The sequence below is a fragment of the Anabaena sp. 4-3 genome (genome assembly GCF_001597745.1).
Classification (GTDB): domain Bacteria; phylum Cyanobacteriota; class Cyanobacteriia; order Cyanobacteriales; family Nostocaceae; genus Trichormus.
Window position 1 is genome coordinate 480,574 of record NZ_LUHJ01000026.1, and the last position, 15,440, is coordinate 496,013.

The 15,440-nt window shown below is 41.6% G+C and carries 13 protein-coding genes and 1 pseudogene; 5 read left to right on the forward strand and 9 right to left on the reverse strand.

Annotated elements, in window-relative coordinates:
- Positions 1-157 precede the first annotated feature (157 nt).
- Positions 158-661, forward strand: a complete 504-nt coding sequence (locus A3775_RS08570) for an FHA domain-containing protein (RefSeq protein ID WP_066377668.1) — start codon at positions 158-160, stop codon at positions 659-661.
- Positions 662-700: 39 nt separating this feature from the next.
- On the opposite strand, the gene A3775_RS08575 is transcribed toward A3775_RS08570, so the two are convergent.
- Positions 701-1,048, reverse strand: coding sequence for a hypothetical protein (locus A3775_RS08575; RefSeq protein WP_066377666.1), 348 nt, complete (start codon positions 1,046-1,048; stop codon positions 701-703).
- Positions 1,049-1,536: 488 nt separating this feature from the next.
- Here A3775_RS08575 and A3775_RS08580 point away from each other — a divergent pair, with 488 nt between their 5' ends.
- Entirely contained in the window at positions 1,537-1,998 is a 462-nt protein-coding gene (locus tag A3775_RS08580) for a Fur family transcriptional regulator (RefSeq protein WP_066424545.1), read from the forward strand.
- Positions 1,999-2,006: 8 nt separating this feature from the next.
- On the opposite strand, the gene A3775_RS08585 is transcribed toward A3775_RS08580, so the two are convergent.
- Together A3775_RS08585 and A3775_RS08590 are read right to left on the reverse strand one after the other, a co-directional pair.
- Positions 2,007-2,270: a DUF3146 family protein gene (locus A3775_RS08585; protein ID WP_066377663.1), complete on the reverse strand. Its 264-nt coding sequence runs from the start codon at positions 2,268-2,270 to the stop codon at positions 2,007-2,009.
- A 444-nt stretch (positions 2,271-2,714) separates the two neighbouring features.
- Positions 2,715-4,871 carry a polyribonucleotide nucleotidyltransferase gene (locus A3775_RS08590; protein WP_066377662.1) on the reverse strand — a complete coding sequence of 719 codons (2,157 nt, stop codon included), beginning with the start codon at positions 4,869-4,871 and terminating at the stop codon, positions 2,715-2,717.
- A gap of 607 nt (positions 4,872-5,478) precedes the next feature.
- On the opposite strand from A3775_RS08590, the gene A3775_RS08595 reads away from it, so the two are divergent.
- Positions 5,479-10,098, forward strand: coding sequence for an SNF2-related protein (locus A3775_RS08595; RefSeq protein ID WP_066377660.1), 4,620 nt, complete (start codon positions 5,479-5,481; stop codon positions 10,096-10,098).
- A 269-nt stretch (positions 10,099-10,367) separates the two neighbouring features.
- On the opposite strand, the gene A3775_RS08600 is transcribed toward A3775_RS08595, so the two are convergent.
- Complete coding sequence (locus tag A3775_RS08600; protein ID WP_066424546.1) at positions 10,368-11,024, reverse strand: PEP-CTERM sorting domain-containing protein; 657 nt, start codon at positions 11,022-11,024, stop codon at positions 10,368-10,370.
- A 308-nt stretch (positions 11,025-11,332) separates the two neighbouring features.
- On the opposite strand from A3775_RS08600, the gene A3775_RS08605 reads away from it, so the two are divergent.
- Both A3775_RS08605 and A3775_RS08610 read left to right on the forward strand, forming a co-directional pair.
- Complete coding sequence (locus tag A3775_RS08605) at positions 11,333-12,169, forward strand: SWIM zinc finger family protein (RefSeq protein WP_066377657.1); 837 nt, start codon at positions 11,333-11,335, stop codon at positions 12,167-12,169.
- A gap of 108 nt (positions 12,170-12,277) precedes the next feature.
- Entirely contained in the window at positions 12,278-12,580 is a 303-nt protein-coding gene (locus A3775_RS08610) for a CU044_2847 family protein (protein WP_066377656.1), read from the forward strand.
- Here A3775_RS08610 and A3775_RS24995 read toward each other — a convergent pair.
- From A3775_RS24995 to A3775_RS25370, 5 genes and pseudogenes are all read right to left on the reverse strand, one after another.
- On the reverse strand, positions 12,560-12,700 hold the full coding sequence (locus tag A3775_RS24995; protein WP_157087494.1) for a hypothetical protein: 141 nt from the start codon (positions 12,698-12,700) through the stop codon (positions 12,560-12,562). The two genes, A3775_RS08610 and A3775_RS24995, sit on opposite strands and share 21 nt — an antisense overlap.
- Entirely contained in the window at positions 12,690-12,875 is a 186-nt protein-coding gene (locus tag A3775_RS08615) for a PCP reductase family protein (protein WP_066377654.1), read from the reverse strand. The genes A3775_RS24995 and A3775_RS08615 overlap by 11 nt, the downstream gene beginning before the upstream one ends.
- Before the next feature lie 64 nt (positions 12,876-12,939).
- Entirely contained in the window at positions 12,940-13,701 is a 762-nt protein-coding gene (locus A3775_RS08620; protein WP_066377653.1) for a sporulation protein, read from the reverse strand.
- Positions 13,702-13,981: 280 nt separating this feature from the next.
- Positions 13,982-15,370, reverse strand: coding sequence for a photosystem II reaction center protein CP43 (gene psbC, locus A3775_RS08625; RefSeq protein WP_066377652.1), 1,389 nt, complete (start codon positions 15,368-15,370; stop codon positions 13,982-13,984).
- Positions 15,354-15,440, reverse strand: a pseudogene (locus A3775_RS25370) (photosystem II protein D2); the annotation flags it as partial. The pseudogene A3775_RS25370 and the gene psbC, both read right to left, overlap by 17 nt.

The following is a 15,440-nucleotide window of genomic DNA, read 5'->3' on the forward strand; positions in this document are numbered from 1 at the left end:
CCCCGCAATTCAATTGCGGGGATTCTGGGGTCAAACAGCGATTGCAGGCACAGCCCGTCTTACTTCACCTAACCCAATGGACAACGCCCTGCCCATGAACTTATCGTACCACAACCGTTGGCGCAAGCCTTCCCGAAGGGTATGAAAGTGGGCGATAATGGCAGGCAACAATATTCAACACATTGGGATTAATCAAAATTTCAACGATTGTGGTAACGATTTATCAATGGCACCAGCAACTGATGAAAGTCATCTATTAATTATTGAAGACGATCAAGGTCGTCAAGAACTCACTTTAGAACACTCTGTTTACTCTATCGGCAGAGGTCGTGAGTGTAATATTCGTTTAATATCTCAATTCGTTTCCCGTCGCCATGCTACCTTGGTAAGATTGCCACGATATCCTCACGGGAATAGCTATTATTACCGGATTGTTGATGGTGATGGACAAGGAAAACCTAGTGCCAATGGTTTCATGATTAACGGCCGCAAAATGCCAGCCCACGATTTAAAAAACGAAGATGAAATCGTTTTCGGCCCTAAAGTTCGTGCTATTTATTATATATTGAAAAACTCTCAGCGTTCTGGACAAACAGATGCCAGTGAGTATGATATTACGCTGATTAATCCTGGCATGAATCAGGATATCGAAGAGTTGTGAACTGTCAAGAATCACCGACGTAGAACGTCGGTGAGTATGTCAACCAGCCAGACTTTCAATTAAATGCCAATGGCGACTCTCTTCAATCGCCTGCCGAATATAATCAAACATTTGTCGGCAGTGATTATAAACTTGCAGTGGTAATTCTTCATTCTTAATTACAATACTCATCCGGCTTTCTGTCGCAGTAGCCGTTGATTTATCAATCAGCACTTCCACTTTCACCATTTTAGAAAAAGGAACATTTCCAGGAATCTCACGAGCCAGAATGTAATCCGGTGTATAGTATTGTATTTCCAAATTACAGTCCTGTAGAAGGTCTAGCACTAATGGCTGGAGATGATCAACGTGAATAGAAATAGTAAATGAACAGGTATAGCGAGCCATAGTAGCCCCACCCCTTGCAACACTCCGTCCATCCTATAATACCTAAGCAGCTAAACGGTAACTCGTGATAGATTCCTTAAACAAAAACATTGATAGCACTAGCTGAGGAGAGTTTCAAAATCCCAGGACTTTGACACAAATATGCGCCTCTTTTTGGGCGATCGCGCCATTAACATCCTTTTTATAGAAAATTCCTCCACAACCCCAGCCGACTAGACACAGACAGCACTAGGTCGAACTGAGAGAACGGTGGACATTTACAGCAATTTTAAGCTAAAGTTGTAATGAGTTTGTTTTAGATGAAAGGGTGGCAAAGCAAACGTCAAACAACAAGAAAACACATCTGCTCAAACTTTGATTTCCGCAGCAATCAAAAGCAACACTCAAGGTTGCACAGATGTAATAGTAGTATGTAATCTCCTTGCATATACAAAGCAGCAACAAAAATCAAACTGGGAAAACTTCCCCCATAGTAAACAGACTTCAATATGCAAAAACAGGCAGGATCAACAAAACCCATTCGTTCTTTAACAGATGCACTGGAGCGGTGTCAACAACTTGGTATGCGCGTTAGCCGCCAACGCCGTTTTATTCTAGAACTGTTATGGCAAGCCAATGAACACCTTTCTGCCAGGGAGATTTACGATCGCCTCAACCAACAAGGTAAAGACATCGGTCATACATCTGTGTATCAAAACCTAGAAGCATTATCTAGTCAGGGGATCATTGAGTGTATTGAACGCTGTGATGGGCGTTTATACGGCAATATCAGTGATTCTCACAGTCATGTGAACTGTCTCGATACTAATCAAATTCTGGACGTTCATATCCAACTACCAGAAGAATTCATCCGAGAAGTGGAAGAAAAAACAGGTGTGAAAATTACTGATTACAGTATCAACTTCTATGGTTATCGTGATCCCCAGACAAATCAGCAACAAGCCAGCTAGATCAATAACTATAATTGCGCTCGAATCGTAAAAGCATAGTCACCGCCTGGTTCTAGCTGATAATCTTGCTGTTCCAAAAAACGCCCCAAGGGTTCTTTAATTAGCGCACGGCCTTGAGATGGCTTAACAGAAAGTTCTCCTTGGCGAAAGTTCCATTGAAAATGCCACTGAAAATCCCCTGCACTGACTTCGCCTTCTAGAAAGCCTTGTTGCCAGGATTGGCGGGTAATTTTAACATAGGCAGTAGTTTCTGGCAAACGTTTAGCACTCACAATGCTTGGTGTTAAGTGGGTAACAAAACCTAACTATGTAGGCTCTTTCTTTTATTTACCAAACTTCGCCGCGATCGACAAATCAAGTAAGTGAGTATTTTTGCTGAAAATACTGGTAACAGCGTTAATAATAATACTGTTTTCGCTAATAATCCCCTATTTCATCTGCTTGGGTGTTTCTGCGGTTGTTAGTTACAAACGTAATTAATGATACTAAAGACCGAAATTAAATTAAGCCTAACGACTGAAGTCGTCCGGCTTCTTCACTGCATTGAGCCTGCGTAGGCAGGCTACCCTTTGGGAAGCCGCGCAAAGCGCGTCTATGTTCCGATAGCCGCGACTTTAGTCGTCCGGCTGCTATTCAGTTATCAGTAAAAAATTGGTCGGCGATGCCTACCTAAAAGGCATCGCGGATTTTAGATTTTATCTAAAATCCAAATCGAATTAACGATTTACTGCCGCAGCTTCCCGCGCCGCAGCTGCCTGATCTGGGTGAATACCCAAACGTGTGAGATTAATCCGTCCCTTATTGTCAATTTCGCGTACTTTGACAATGACTTCATCACCCACGGCTACCTCATCCTCAACCTTGCCCACACGGTAGTCAGCTAGTTGGGAAATGTGAATCATTCCTTCCTTACCTGGAAGAAATTCTACAAAAGCACCAATGGGGATAATCCGAGTCACGCGCCCAGCATAGACATCGCCTTCATTTAGTTTGCGTGTCATACCTTGGACAATATTACGCGCCCGTTTAGCCTTAGTTTCATCAACCGCAGAAATTGTTACCGTGCCATCATCTTCGATGTCAATTTTGGCTCCCGTTTCTTCGGTGATGCCCTTAATTGTTTTACCACCAGGGCCGATGACTAGACCAATCATTTCTGGATCAATCTTGATAGTCAACAGACGAGGAGCATAGGGTGAGGTTTCAGGGCGTGGTGTGTCAATGGTTTGCAACATTTTGTCTAAAATGTGCAATCTGGCTGCTTTGGCTTGGTGGATGGCTTGGGCTATCACTTCCAAAGACAAACCAGAGATTTTCATATCCATTTGTAAGGCAGTGATCCCTGTATCTGTCCCGGCAACTTTAAAATCCATGTCGCCCAAGAAGTCTTCAATACCTTGAATATCTGTGAGGACTCGCACTTCGTCGCCTTCTTTAATCAAACCCATAGCTGCACCACTCACGGGTTTGATCATGGGTACACCAGCATCCATTAAAGCCAGGGTGGAACCGCACACCGAACCCATCGAGGTGGAACCGTTGGAAGATAGCACTTCCGAGACTACGCGAATCACGTAGGGGAATTGTTCCTTGGGTGGTAGTACAGGTAAAATCGCTCGTTCTGCTAAGGCTCCGTGACCGATTTCCCGTCTACCAGGGGCGCGGAGTGGCTTGGTTTCTCCGACTGAGAAGGGTGGGAAGTTGTAGTGATGCAGGTAGCGTTTAGATTGATCTGTTTGCAAATCATCATTGAGGTTTTGAGCATCTCCAGGAGTCCCCAGGGTACAAGCGGATAATACCTGGGTTAGTCCCCGGTTAAATAAACCGCTACCGTGGACACGCTTGGGTAAAACACCAACCTGGCAAGACACAGGACGGACTTCATCAAGTTTACGACCATCAACACGCACGTTATCTTCAATGATTTGACGGCGCATGAAGTGTTTAGTAATGTCTTTAAAAGTGTTACCCAAAGCTTTGCTATCTGTACTAGCAGCAACGCGAATCGGGTCATCTTCTGGGAGTTCGGCGATCGCTGTGGCAATATTTTCTTTAACAACATCTAACGCAGTATCGCGTGCGTTTTTGTCTAAATCAAATTGAGCCAAGATTTTCTTAATCTCATCACTGGCGCGATCGCGAATATAATTTTCCAGAGTTTGGTCTACTTCTGGTGGTGCTTCCTTGACAATTTCTAGACCTAGTTCTGCAATTAAATCTTGCTGTGCCTTGATTAAATCGCGCACAGCTTCGTAGCCGAAATCAATCGCTTCAATAATATCTCGCTCTGGTAATTGGTTTGCGCCAGCTTCCACCATGATCACACCATCTGGGGAACCAGCTACTACCAAATCCAAGTCTCCGGCTTCAATTTCCGCATAAGTAGGATTGATAATAAAATCATCTCCTACTAAGCCTACCCTGACTGCTGCCATCGGCCCGTTAAACGGAATTTTAGCAATTAGAGTTGCTATTGAAGCACCAGTCACCGCCAATACGTCCGGTGGTACTAACTCGTCCATTGACAGAGTGAACGCCACAACTTGTAAATCATCCCGCAGCCATGAAGGGAACAAAGGACGCAAGGGACGGTCAATCAAACGGCTGGTCAGAATTGCTTTTTCTGGTGGACGACCTTCCCGGCGCATAATTCCACCAGGTATTCTCCCGGCTGCATACAGTCTTTCTTCATAATCTACTGTCAGGGGAAGAAAATCAATGCCCTCTCTGGCTGCTGATCTTGTCGCTGTTACCAAAACAGCTGTATCCCCTGATTCTATCAACACAGACCCACCAGCTTGGGGTGCTAACAGGCCAACCTTCAGTCTAATATCCCTACCATCGAAGGATATTGACTTATCAACTTCTGCCATTCAGCTTTTTTTCCTTCTCTTTCTCTATTCTCTCTCTGTGGCAATCCTAACATTTATGCCTTCTGGCTGACTGCTCTTGCATACAAACATCAACAAGTTTCTCAACACCAAGCACAATAGATACTCAGCGTCTTCAAAGGAAGTCTGTCAGCTAGTTGTGCCACCTGTAGAATCTCTACTATGATATCAAACCCCCGCAGTCTAGCACGCTTGTTCTACGCATCCTCTCTGGTAAGCTGTCACTTCTGCTAGCTTGCGCCGTTGCTTTTGCGGATATATTTGACATTCCTGCCCAAATTTCGTCTTGTACTGATATTTTCCTATTAAGTAGGTCAACATAATTAAAGATAAAATGATCATGGGATAGATCCCCGACTTCTTGAAGAAGTCGGGGATCTGGGTATTACGTTTTTTTAAGTTGAGCTACTTATTAAGGGATGCTCTCATGTATCCCCTGTTTAAGAATTGTATAAATCCTAAATTTTATCATTAATTAGTTTAATATAATCAGTAGATATTATGCTAGGCTAGCATTATTAACTTCAAAATATAAGAAAAATTACTCAAACAAATCTAATAATTTTATCGTAGTCTCAGTAATTTAAAAATGGCAATTTTACACGGTAGTTGGTTATTAAAAGAGCAAAATAGTTGTTTATTTATTTGGGGCGAAACTTGGCGAGCATCACGAATTAATTGGGGAAACAATGAAATTTATCTAAATCCATTCTCGATGAATTCAACTGAGTTAAGCGAGTGGTTGTTTACAGAGCATCAGACAATCGCTAGCTTGCTACCTCAGTCTGAAAAAAAGACATCATCGAAAGCAGCCAAAGCCACAGAAATAAATTTACCAATTAATTCCCCAACATTTGCTCTACCAACTCATATATTCACAGAAAAAAAATCAAGTCAATTATCAATTTCACCAGTGCATTCTGCGGCGGTAGAATCTGAAAAAAATCCTGAAAAATATTTGCTGCCTTGGCGAGTTGAAGGTTTTTGTCTCAATCCAATCACCACAATTAAATTTCTGACTAATTTACCTCTAAATATTGTCAATGGTGAAAATACTTTTTTAGGTGGAGATTTAAGCTTCTGGTTACAAATTGCTCGTTGGAGTTTAGATTTAATCGCTCGTTCTAAGTTTTTACCAATTATCCAACGGCAAGCAAACGGTACTTTTGATGCTAAATGGCAAGTTTTACTAGACAGTGCTGTAGATAGCACTCGCTTAGAAAAGTTTGCGGCGAAGATGCCATTGGTTTGTCGGACTTATCAAGGGACTGGGGGAGAATGTATTCAGTCACCAATGTATGTAGATTTTCCGCTTAAACCGCAAGAATTAATTTTATCATTTCTCAATAGTGTAATTGATGCCCAAGTGCGGGAAATGATGGGAAATCAAACAATCCTTGAACCCAGGGTAATGGCATCTTTACCATTAGCGGTGCGTCAGTGGTTGCAAGGGTTGACTGGTGCATCTGGTGCTGTAAATGCAGATGTGATTGGTGTAGAAAGACTAGAAGCCGCGCTGAAAGCCTGGACGATGCCGCTACAATATCAATTGAGTAGCAAAAGCCAATTTCGTACTTGTTTTCAGTTACTTTCACCTACCCCTGAATCTCAAGAAACTGATTGGACATTAGCATATTTTCTGCAAGCAGCTGATAACCCAGAATTTTTAGTAGATGCGGCGACAATTTGGCAAAATCCAGTTGAACAATTAGTTGATCAAAATCGCACCATTAACCAACCACAAGAAACATTTTTACGGGGTTTGGGTTTAGCTTCTCGATTGTACCCGGTGTTAGCACCGAGTTTAGAAACTGCATCTCCCCAATTTTGTCGCCTCACCCCTATCCAAGCCTATGAATTTATCAAATCTGTAGCTTGGCGGTTTGAAGATAGCGGTTTGGGTGTGATTTTACCCCCCAGTTTAGCAAACCGTGAAGGCTGGGCGAACCGTTTAGGTTTAAAAATTTCTGCCGCAACTTCCCAGAAAAAACAGGGGCGTTTGGGTTTGCAAAGTTTGCTCAATTTTCAATGGGAATTAGCTATTGGTGGGCAGACTATTTCTCAAGCCGAATTTGATAGGTTGGTAGCTTTAAATAGCCCATTGGTAGAAATTAACGGCGAGTGGGTAGAATTGCGTCCCCAAGATATCAAAACAGCCCAAAACTTTTTTGCTTCCCGGAAACAACAAATGTCTTTATCGTTGGAAGATGCTTTACGTTTGAGTACCGGGGATACTCAAGTAATTGAAAAATTACCAGTCGTCAGCTTTGAAGCATCCGGCGCATTACAAGAATTAATTGGTGCGTTAACAAATAATCGCGCTGTTGCACCTTTACCCACACCGAAAAACTTTCATGGACAATTACGACCTTATCAAGAAAGAGGTGCAGCTTGGTTAGCTTTTCTCGAACGTTGGGGTTTAGGTGCGTGTCTCGCCGACGATATGGGACTGGGAAAATGCGTATCACCTGATACATTAATCCCGATCAATGGCATTTTACACACAGCCGAGTCAATTTGGAAAACTTATGCAGGAGACACAAGATTTGATGGGGAAGGATTTTGGACAGCACCAACTCAAGAGTTATTAGTTAATTCTATCAATCAAGAGACAGGGGAAATTGTCCAAGCTCCAATCAGACATTTATATCGGCAACAAGTTCGGGAAAAATTAAGCAGAATTACACTCGAAGACGGTAGTAGTGTGACTATTACTCATCGTCATAAATTGCTAACTAATCAAGGTTGGACAAATAAATTACAGGTGGGTGATTATGTTTGTGTACCTGCTAAAATGGTGTGGAATGGAAAACCACAAGACCCTGATTTAGTGAAATTCCTGGCTTGGCAAATTGCAGCAGGTCATGAACTGGGAAATACTGGGGCTTTGAGCATAACGCAAAAAGATGCTACAGTCTTAGAAGATTTGCTGGAGACGTTTCAAAAATTAGGCGATCGCTACCATCTTAAAATTAATCATCCCACTATTATTAGTACACCCAATAAAGCAGCTTATCTGCGAATTAATAGCCAAGCTTATCGCCGATTTCTAGAAAATCAAGGCTATGTTTGGGGTAAATTGTCAGCAGAAAAATCGATTCCCCCCTTGATTATGCAAGCAGATTTAAATAGTGTGCGGCTATTTTTGCGCCACTATTTTGATGCTGAGTCTGCTGTGGTTTCCAGTATGCGGAGTATTGAAATTGCCACCGCATCAGCATTATTAATTGAGCAGCTATCTACACTTTTACGGCGATTTAGTATTTGGTTACGTATTACACCAAAACAAAAGCGTGCTAGCAACGGTAAGCAGATTTTTCGTACCTATTATATCGGTGTAATTGGGGGTAATTCTGCCCGCAGATTTTTGCAAGAAATAGGTTTTGGTGTTCCAGAAAAACAGAGAAAATTATTAGAAATTTGCGAAAGAGTTGGTAACACTAATGTAGAAGGTATTCCGGCGAGTGATATTGTAGCTCAAACCATCAAAAACACAGGTTTACCTCTGCGAAATTTGGGAATGCACAATAATGTTTATATTAATGGTTCGCAGCAATTCTCTAGAGACAGTTTACAGAGAGTTATAGTTGAGATTGAACGAATTATTAGCGGCGAATCTCAACGACAATATCAACAACTGAAACCATCTAAATGGACTACAACAACCCTGGCAGCTTATGAAAAATTAGATGTAGAAACTTTGATTTTAACAAAACATGATTTACAGCATCTACTGGAACAACAAGTATTTTATTGTAAAATTAAGAGTATAGAAGATATTGATTATGAAGGATGGGTTTATGATTTTGAGGTAAGCAAACATCACAATTTTGTGGCTAATAATATTATCTGTCACAATACTGTGCAATTTATTGCTTTCCTGCTACACCTGAAAGAACAGGATGTTTTAGAAAAACCAACTTTATTAGTTTGTCCGACTTCAGTGTTAGGTAACTGGGAACGAGAAGTTAAAAGATTTGCCCCCAGCCTGAAAGTGATGCAGTATCACGGTGATAAACGCCCTAAAGGTAAGGCGTTTCAAGAAGCAGTCAAAAAACATGATTTACTTATTACCAGTTACTCATTAATTCATCGTGATATTAAATTATTACAAACAGTTGATTGGCAAATAATTGTGTTGGATGAAGCCCAAAATGTGAAAAATCCCGAAGCAAAACAGTCACAAGCAATTAGACAATTAGAAACTACATTTCGTATTGCGTTAACGGGTACACCAGTAGAAAATAGACTACAGGAATTGTGGTCTATTATAGATTTTCTCAATCCCGGTTATTTGGGAAATCGGCAATTCTTTCAACGGCGGTTTGCGATGCCAATTGAAAAGTATGGTGATGCAGCGTCTTTAAATCAATTACGTGCTTTAGTGCAACCTTTTATTTTGCGTCGCCTGAAAACAGACAGGGATATTATTCAAGACTTGCCAGAGAAGCAAGAAATGACGGTATTTTGCGGGTTAACTGCCGAACAAGCTACACTATATCAACAAGTAGTAGAAGCATCTTTAGCAGAGATTGAATCGGCGGAAGGATTGCAACGTCGGGGGATGATTTTAGGTTTATTAATTAAGCTAAAACAAATCTGTAATCATCCGTCCCAGTATTTAAAAGAATCGAACTTAGCGCAACATAATTCAGCCAAATTGCAACGGCTAGAAGAGATGTTAGAAGTAGCATTAGAATCAGGCGATCGCGCCTTAATCTTCACCCAATTTGCCGAATGGGGTAAACTGCTCAAACCCCACCTAGAAAAACAACTCGGACGCGGAATATTCTTTTTATATGGTAGCACCACCAAAAAGCAACGTGAAGAAATGATAGACCGTTTTCAACACGACCCCCAAGGGCCACCAATCATGATTTTATCACTAAAAGCTGGTGGTGTCGGCTTAAATTTAACCAGAGCCAATCATGTTTTCCACTTTGATAGATGGTGGAATCCAGCAGTAGAAAATCAAGCCACAGACCGAGTATTTCGCATTGGTCAAACCCGGAACGTCCAAGTACATAAATTTGTTTGTACCGGGACATTAGAAGAGAAAATCCACGACATGATAGAAAGTAAAAAACAACTAGCAGAACAAGTAGTAGGTGCTGGCGAAGAATGGCTAACAGAACTAGACACAGACCAACTCCGCAACTTACTAATATTAGACCGCAGTACCATCATTGAAGAAGAGACAGAATCATAAATTATTTGAAGAAGAATCCCAAAATGAAATGCCCAGTCGTATTCAATATAGCCATTCTCATTCAATTGAGGTACAGTCAGAATTAAACGCAGGTGGACGCAGATATAGCTTGCTTACCGCAGGGTACGCAGATAAATTTGTACCTCATTAGACTAGAAAATGCTATATATTTTGCTACACCCAATGATGTAGGTGCTGTTGCCCTCTGGTGAAAAGCGACGACTGGGCATTGTATTGTCAAATATAAATTGGAAGTAGCTAAAATCTGGTTAGACGATGCTTTTGTTTGCGGCTTGCTTTTGTTTACGGCGCAAAGCTACACCAAGCCCAGCAGTTGTCAATGAAGCTAAGATAGTAAAAGGTTCAGGGACAGGCTTCACAGATTCAAGAACATTATTTACGGTTAGTGTGGAATTGACGGCTGTATCACTGGAATTGACAACCCCAAAACCTAATGTGTATTTTCCATCTTGGTCAAAGGTGTAAGAAGTTTTAGATGTAGTATTGCCATAATTACCAACCAGAGCTACATCAGCCAGTTTTGTAACTAAGGAGCCAATGGAATAAAAAGAGAAGTCGTTATATGGTAAGTAATCATTTGTAGAGAATCGCCAATCAAACTCCAAAACATCCCCAGCATTCACTGTAATAGTGGTTTTAAGAGCAGAACCATTAGTAGGTGAACTGTTAAGACTATTTAAGGCTTGATTTGGTAATTCTAGAAATTGTTCTATGATAACACGGCTCACTCCTCCAGAACTAGAGAGTGAAACTTGCCCATCAGAGCTACTAGCGTTGCCAGTTGTTTCCCACCCCGTCAAATCAGAAAGATTGATAACTGCGGCTTGAGATGGGCTAGCGGACAACAAAAATGTTGCTCCTGCACCACTCATGAGTAAAATATTTTTCCAACCCAACGATCCCATTGAACTTATCCTCAATTAGTAGATCAGTGTTGTACATTGTTATACAAAATAATCTGACGCTTCAACGTATCGAATTATATTTTGTCAAAACTTTATGTTATGTTACTTAACAAATTCCTTTAGATATGCTCCTAAAGCTTAGACGCTATCAGGGTTGGCAACAGAAAGAATACTTATTTTAGTCTTGAGTTTTATCAAGATTTTGTGAATATTATTTGACTATATTAAAATAAACACTGTTTTGGAGGCATCCGATCTCTAGAAGGCAGTCCCCATAAAACCAACTTTATCGCCAAGAATAATTGATTATGACAAATACAACATTACAAGCAAGCCGAGAATGGTGGTCACAAAGATGGCTAGAATTACTCGATTCCTATCGCTTTAAAAAGCGGTTAGAACGAGCCAGAAATTACGCGCGTCAAGGAAATGTTTTAAGCATTGAATTTAAAGGCGCGAAAGTATTAGCAAAAGTCCAAGGTAGCGAAGTAGAACCTTATACAGTATCTCTTTCCCTTGACTCTTTTACTGATGAAGAGTGGGGATATGTAATTGAAACCATGTCTAAAAAAGCGGTTTTTCCTGCCAAATTATTAGCGGGAGAAATGCCCCAAAATATTGAAGAAGTATTCACAGCAAATGGGCTGTCTTTGTTTCCGTTTACTTTAGGTGATGTTCACAGTAAATGTTCTTGTCCTGATAAAGCCAACCCTTGTAAACATATTGGAGCAGTTTACTATCAATTAGGCGACAGATTCAGTGAAGACCCTTTTGTATTATTTCAATTGCGGGGACGTACTAAAGAGCAAATTATCACCGATTTACGTCGATTACGAGGTGAGAAATTAGAAGTTACTACAGATGTCACGCCGGATAGACAACAGGCAGTTTCCCCCACCCAATACAGTGTGAAACTTGATGCTTCCTGGCAATATCATGAGCCGCTAGAGTCTTCTTTGGTAGTGATTGCGCCATCAATGAGTGAGACAATATTAGACGTATTAGGGTCAATTCCTTTAAGTAAAACAGAAGAAAATGTAATAAATATTACATCCAGCGATGTAGTCATGAGTTATTTACAGACTCTGTATAAAGAAGTCAGTCAAAAGGCGATGTTAGCAGCAATGAATGTAGGAGGTAGCTAATTCAGTCAAAATTATCAATAAATATTCATAACTTGAGATAATGAGGTGTATTTGTGTTAAGGTTTGATGCTTGAATGTTATTAAACAAAATAATGCCGTCGAACCAACATGGAAATTCAAACCAGAATTATTTCACTAGAACTTGCTGATGGTACAAGTATTAAAGTAGAAGCTACACCAATTGGCGAGCGCAAAGGCATTATTCAATCGCAGGATTTTTGTCAAATTACTACTGCTATTGAATCTATAACAAAAGACATTGCCCAAGCATTACAAAAAGTAAAACCCGATAAAGCCAATGTGAAATTTGGCATAGGAATTGCGATTGAATCGGGTAAACTCATCCCGTTAATAGTCAAAGATGGTTCTACAGCGAATTTCGAGATTACTTTAGAGTGGGTGAATCACTGAGCGATCGCCTGTAGCAGAGCAGTGTAGTTGATATTGTAGACCATTACACTGTCTGCCAGAAATTGAGCGATCGCTATTTCGATACATTCGGTCAAATTTATCCCAGATTTTACTGTCCAAACTCCAGTCTAGCTTGCTCAACTAAATCGGCTGTAACAATATCTTTTTCTGCTTGACGCGCTAATTGCTCAATGCGCGCTTGAGCTTGAGAACGGGCAAAAAAGGGAATATTTTTTAACTTTGTCTTAGCTTCCGATGTCCAGCGTAAAGCATCCGTAAAATTTGATTCACTCATATCACTTAAACCCTTTTATCAAAGTTTTTTAGCTGCTGTGGCTGTGTCAAGCTGCCAGCTTTGATTAATCTAAATGACTTTGAATCATTTGATCAATCATCACTTCCAAATCTTGCTCTAGATCCGAAGGTGTCACAACCAAGCGCATATATCGCTCATCCAAATCAAAAGCTTCTTCCATCCAACCCTTCCAACCACGGGCGCGTTTATCGATTTCCAACAACACTTCTAGCTCATCTGGTTTGAAAAAGAAGATCACTTCCAATTCATCTAAGTGGTTGCGGTAATTACCTGTAGGACGAAACTCTAACTCTTGTACAAATGGATAAGTGCCACCAAAATGGTGAGTGTACTCACAATCAACTTCATTTAATTGAAAACCTAAGTTTTCCAATGCTTGTAAAACCCTCTGCATCAATGGGTGAGGGCGTACTTCCAGATAGTCTCTGTCTCTAGGGTTAATTGCTGATTTGATATCTAATCCTGTGCGTATATATACTGGAGTTTTTCCGAAAGTCAACGGCATTTCATAAGGTAAGTCCAGTGAAAAAGGAATCATTACTTCCTCGTTTGGCTGGATAGTAAAACGCTCTGATAATCGATAATTAACCAAAACACATTCTTCTGTCACTGTTGAGTCATCTACTTCCCGTTCATACTCAGTAGCGAGTTTTAAGTAGATATCATCAATATTCTGGGCAACATCACCACCAAGAATATAGACTTCGCCCTCTAACACCTCACCAGGAATCACAGAATTGTTGAAAAGACGTGTATCTACTTTAGCTGCACCAATGCCTACACTCGCTAACAGATTTTTAAACATAGTTTCTCAATCAGTAATTAGGTTAAATAACAGTTAGTCTGACTTTTGCTTCATGTAGTAACTATCAGCTGATGCTTCAGAGTTTATGCCAGTCTAGCCCGAATTCATCAAAGTTCTGATAAATCTTAAATACAGGACTTAAACAACAAGACTCTTTGCTTTGGGAGAGTGTAAGGGTTTTGAACATCTACATTCCCATTTCCGTGTAAAAAAAGGCTCTTGTGTCAGAACAAGAGCCGCAAAAGCGTTAGATTGTCAGTGATGAAATAAACTTGAGAACCTAGTCAAGTTCAGGCATAGACATTGCTGGTTCATTCTCACGGTCAATACCTTTCTCGAAACCACCGGCAGCAGCGCGGGCGCGGCCTGCGTGCCACAAGTGACCTACGAGGAAGAAGAAACCTAAGACGAAGTGAGAAGTAGCCAACCACGCACGAGGAGATACGTAGTTGAAGGAGTTAATTTCGGTAGCCACACCACCTACAGAGTTCAAAGAACCCAGAGGAGCGTGAGTCATGTATTCAGCAGCGCGACGAGCTTGCCAGGGCTGAATATCGTTCTTGATTTTTTCTAGATCAAGACCGTTGGGGCCACGTAGAGGCTCTAACCAAGGGCCACGGAAATCCCAGAAACGCATGGTTTCACCACCGAAGATGATTTCACCGGTAGGAGAGCGCATCAAGTATTTACCTAGACCTGTGGGGCCTTGAGCAGAACCAACGTTAGCACCTAAGCGTTGGTCACGAATCAAGAAGGTTAAAGCTTGAGCTTGAGAAGCTTCAGGGCCAGTGGGGCCGAAGAATTCGCTGGGGTAAACGGTGTTGTTGTACCAAACCATGACGGAAGCGATAAAGCCCATCAGGGAGAGTGCGCCCAAGCTGTAGGAGAGGTAAGCCTCACCAGACCAGATGAAAGCACGACGCGCCCAACCAAAAGGTTTGGTGAAGATGTGCCAGATACCGCCAGAGATACAAATTAAAGCAATCCAGATGTGACCGCCGATGACATCTTCCAGGTTATCTACGCTGATAATCCAGCCTTCGCCACCAAAAGGAGCTTTGATTAGATAACCGAAGATAACAGCAGGGTTCAATGTGGGATTGGTAATCACACGAACATCACCACCACCAGGGGCCCAGGTGTCGTAGATGCCACCGAAGAACATTGCCTTCAGCACTAACAGCAATGCACCACAACCCAAGATAATCAGGTGGAACCCGATGATGTTGGTCATCTTGTTTTTGTCTTTCCAGTCATAACCAAAGAAAGAGGAATACTCTTCTAAGGTTTCTGGGCCACGAACAGCGTGATAAATACCACCAAAGCCCAAGACTGCGGAAGAAATTAGGTGAAGTACACCAACTACGAAGTAAGGGAAGGTGTCGATAACTTCACCACCTGCACCAACACCCCAGCCTAAAGTGGCGATGTGAGGTAGCAGGATTAAGCCCTGCTCGTACATTGGTTTTTCTGGAATGAAGTGAGCGACTTCAAACAAGGTCATCGCTCCAGCCCAGAAGACAATCAAACCAGCGTGAGCAACGTGTGCGCCCAGCAGTTTACCAGATAAGTTGATCAGGCGAGCATTACCAGACCACCAAGCAAAACCGGTGGATTCTTGGTCGCGTCCGCCGCCCATTACAGCAGTTCTATTAGAGAGCGTTACCACGGGGTAGTACCTCTTCGGGGAATACAAATTTTTCGTGGGGTTGGTCTTGAGGAGCCATCCAAGCGCGGAT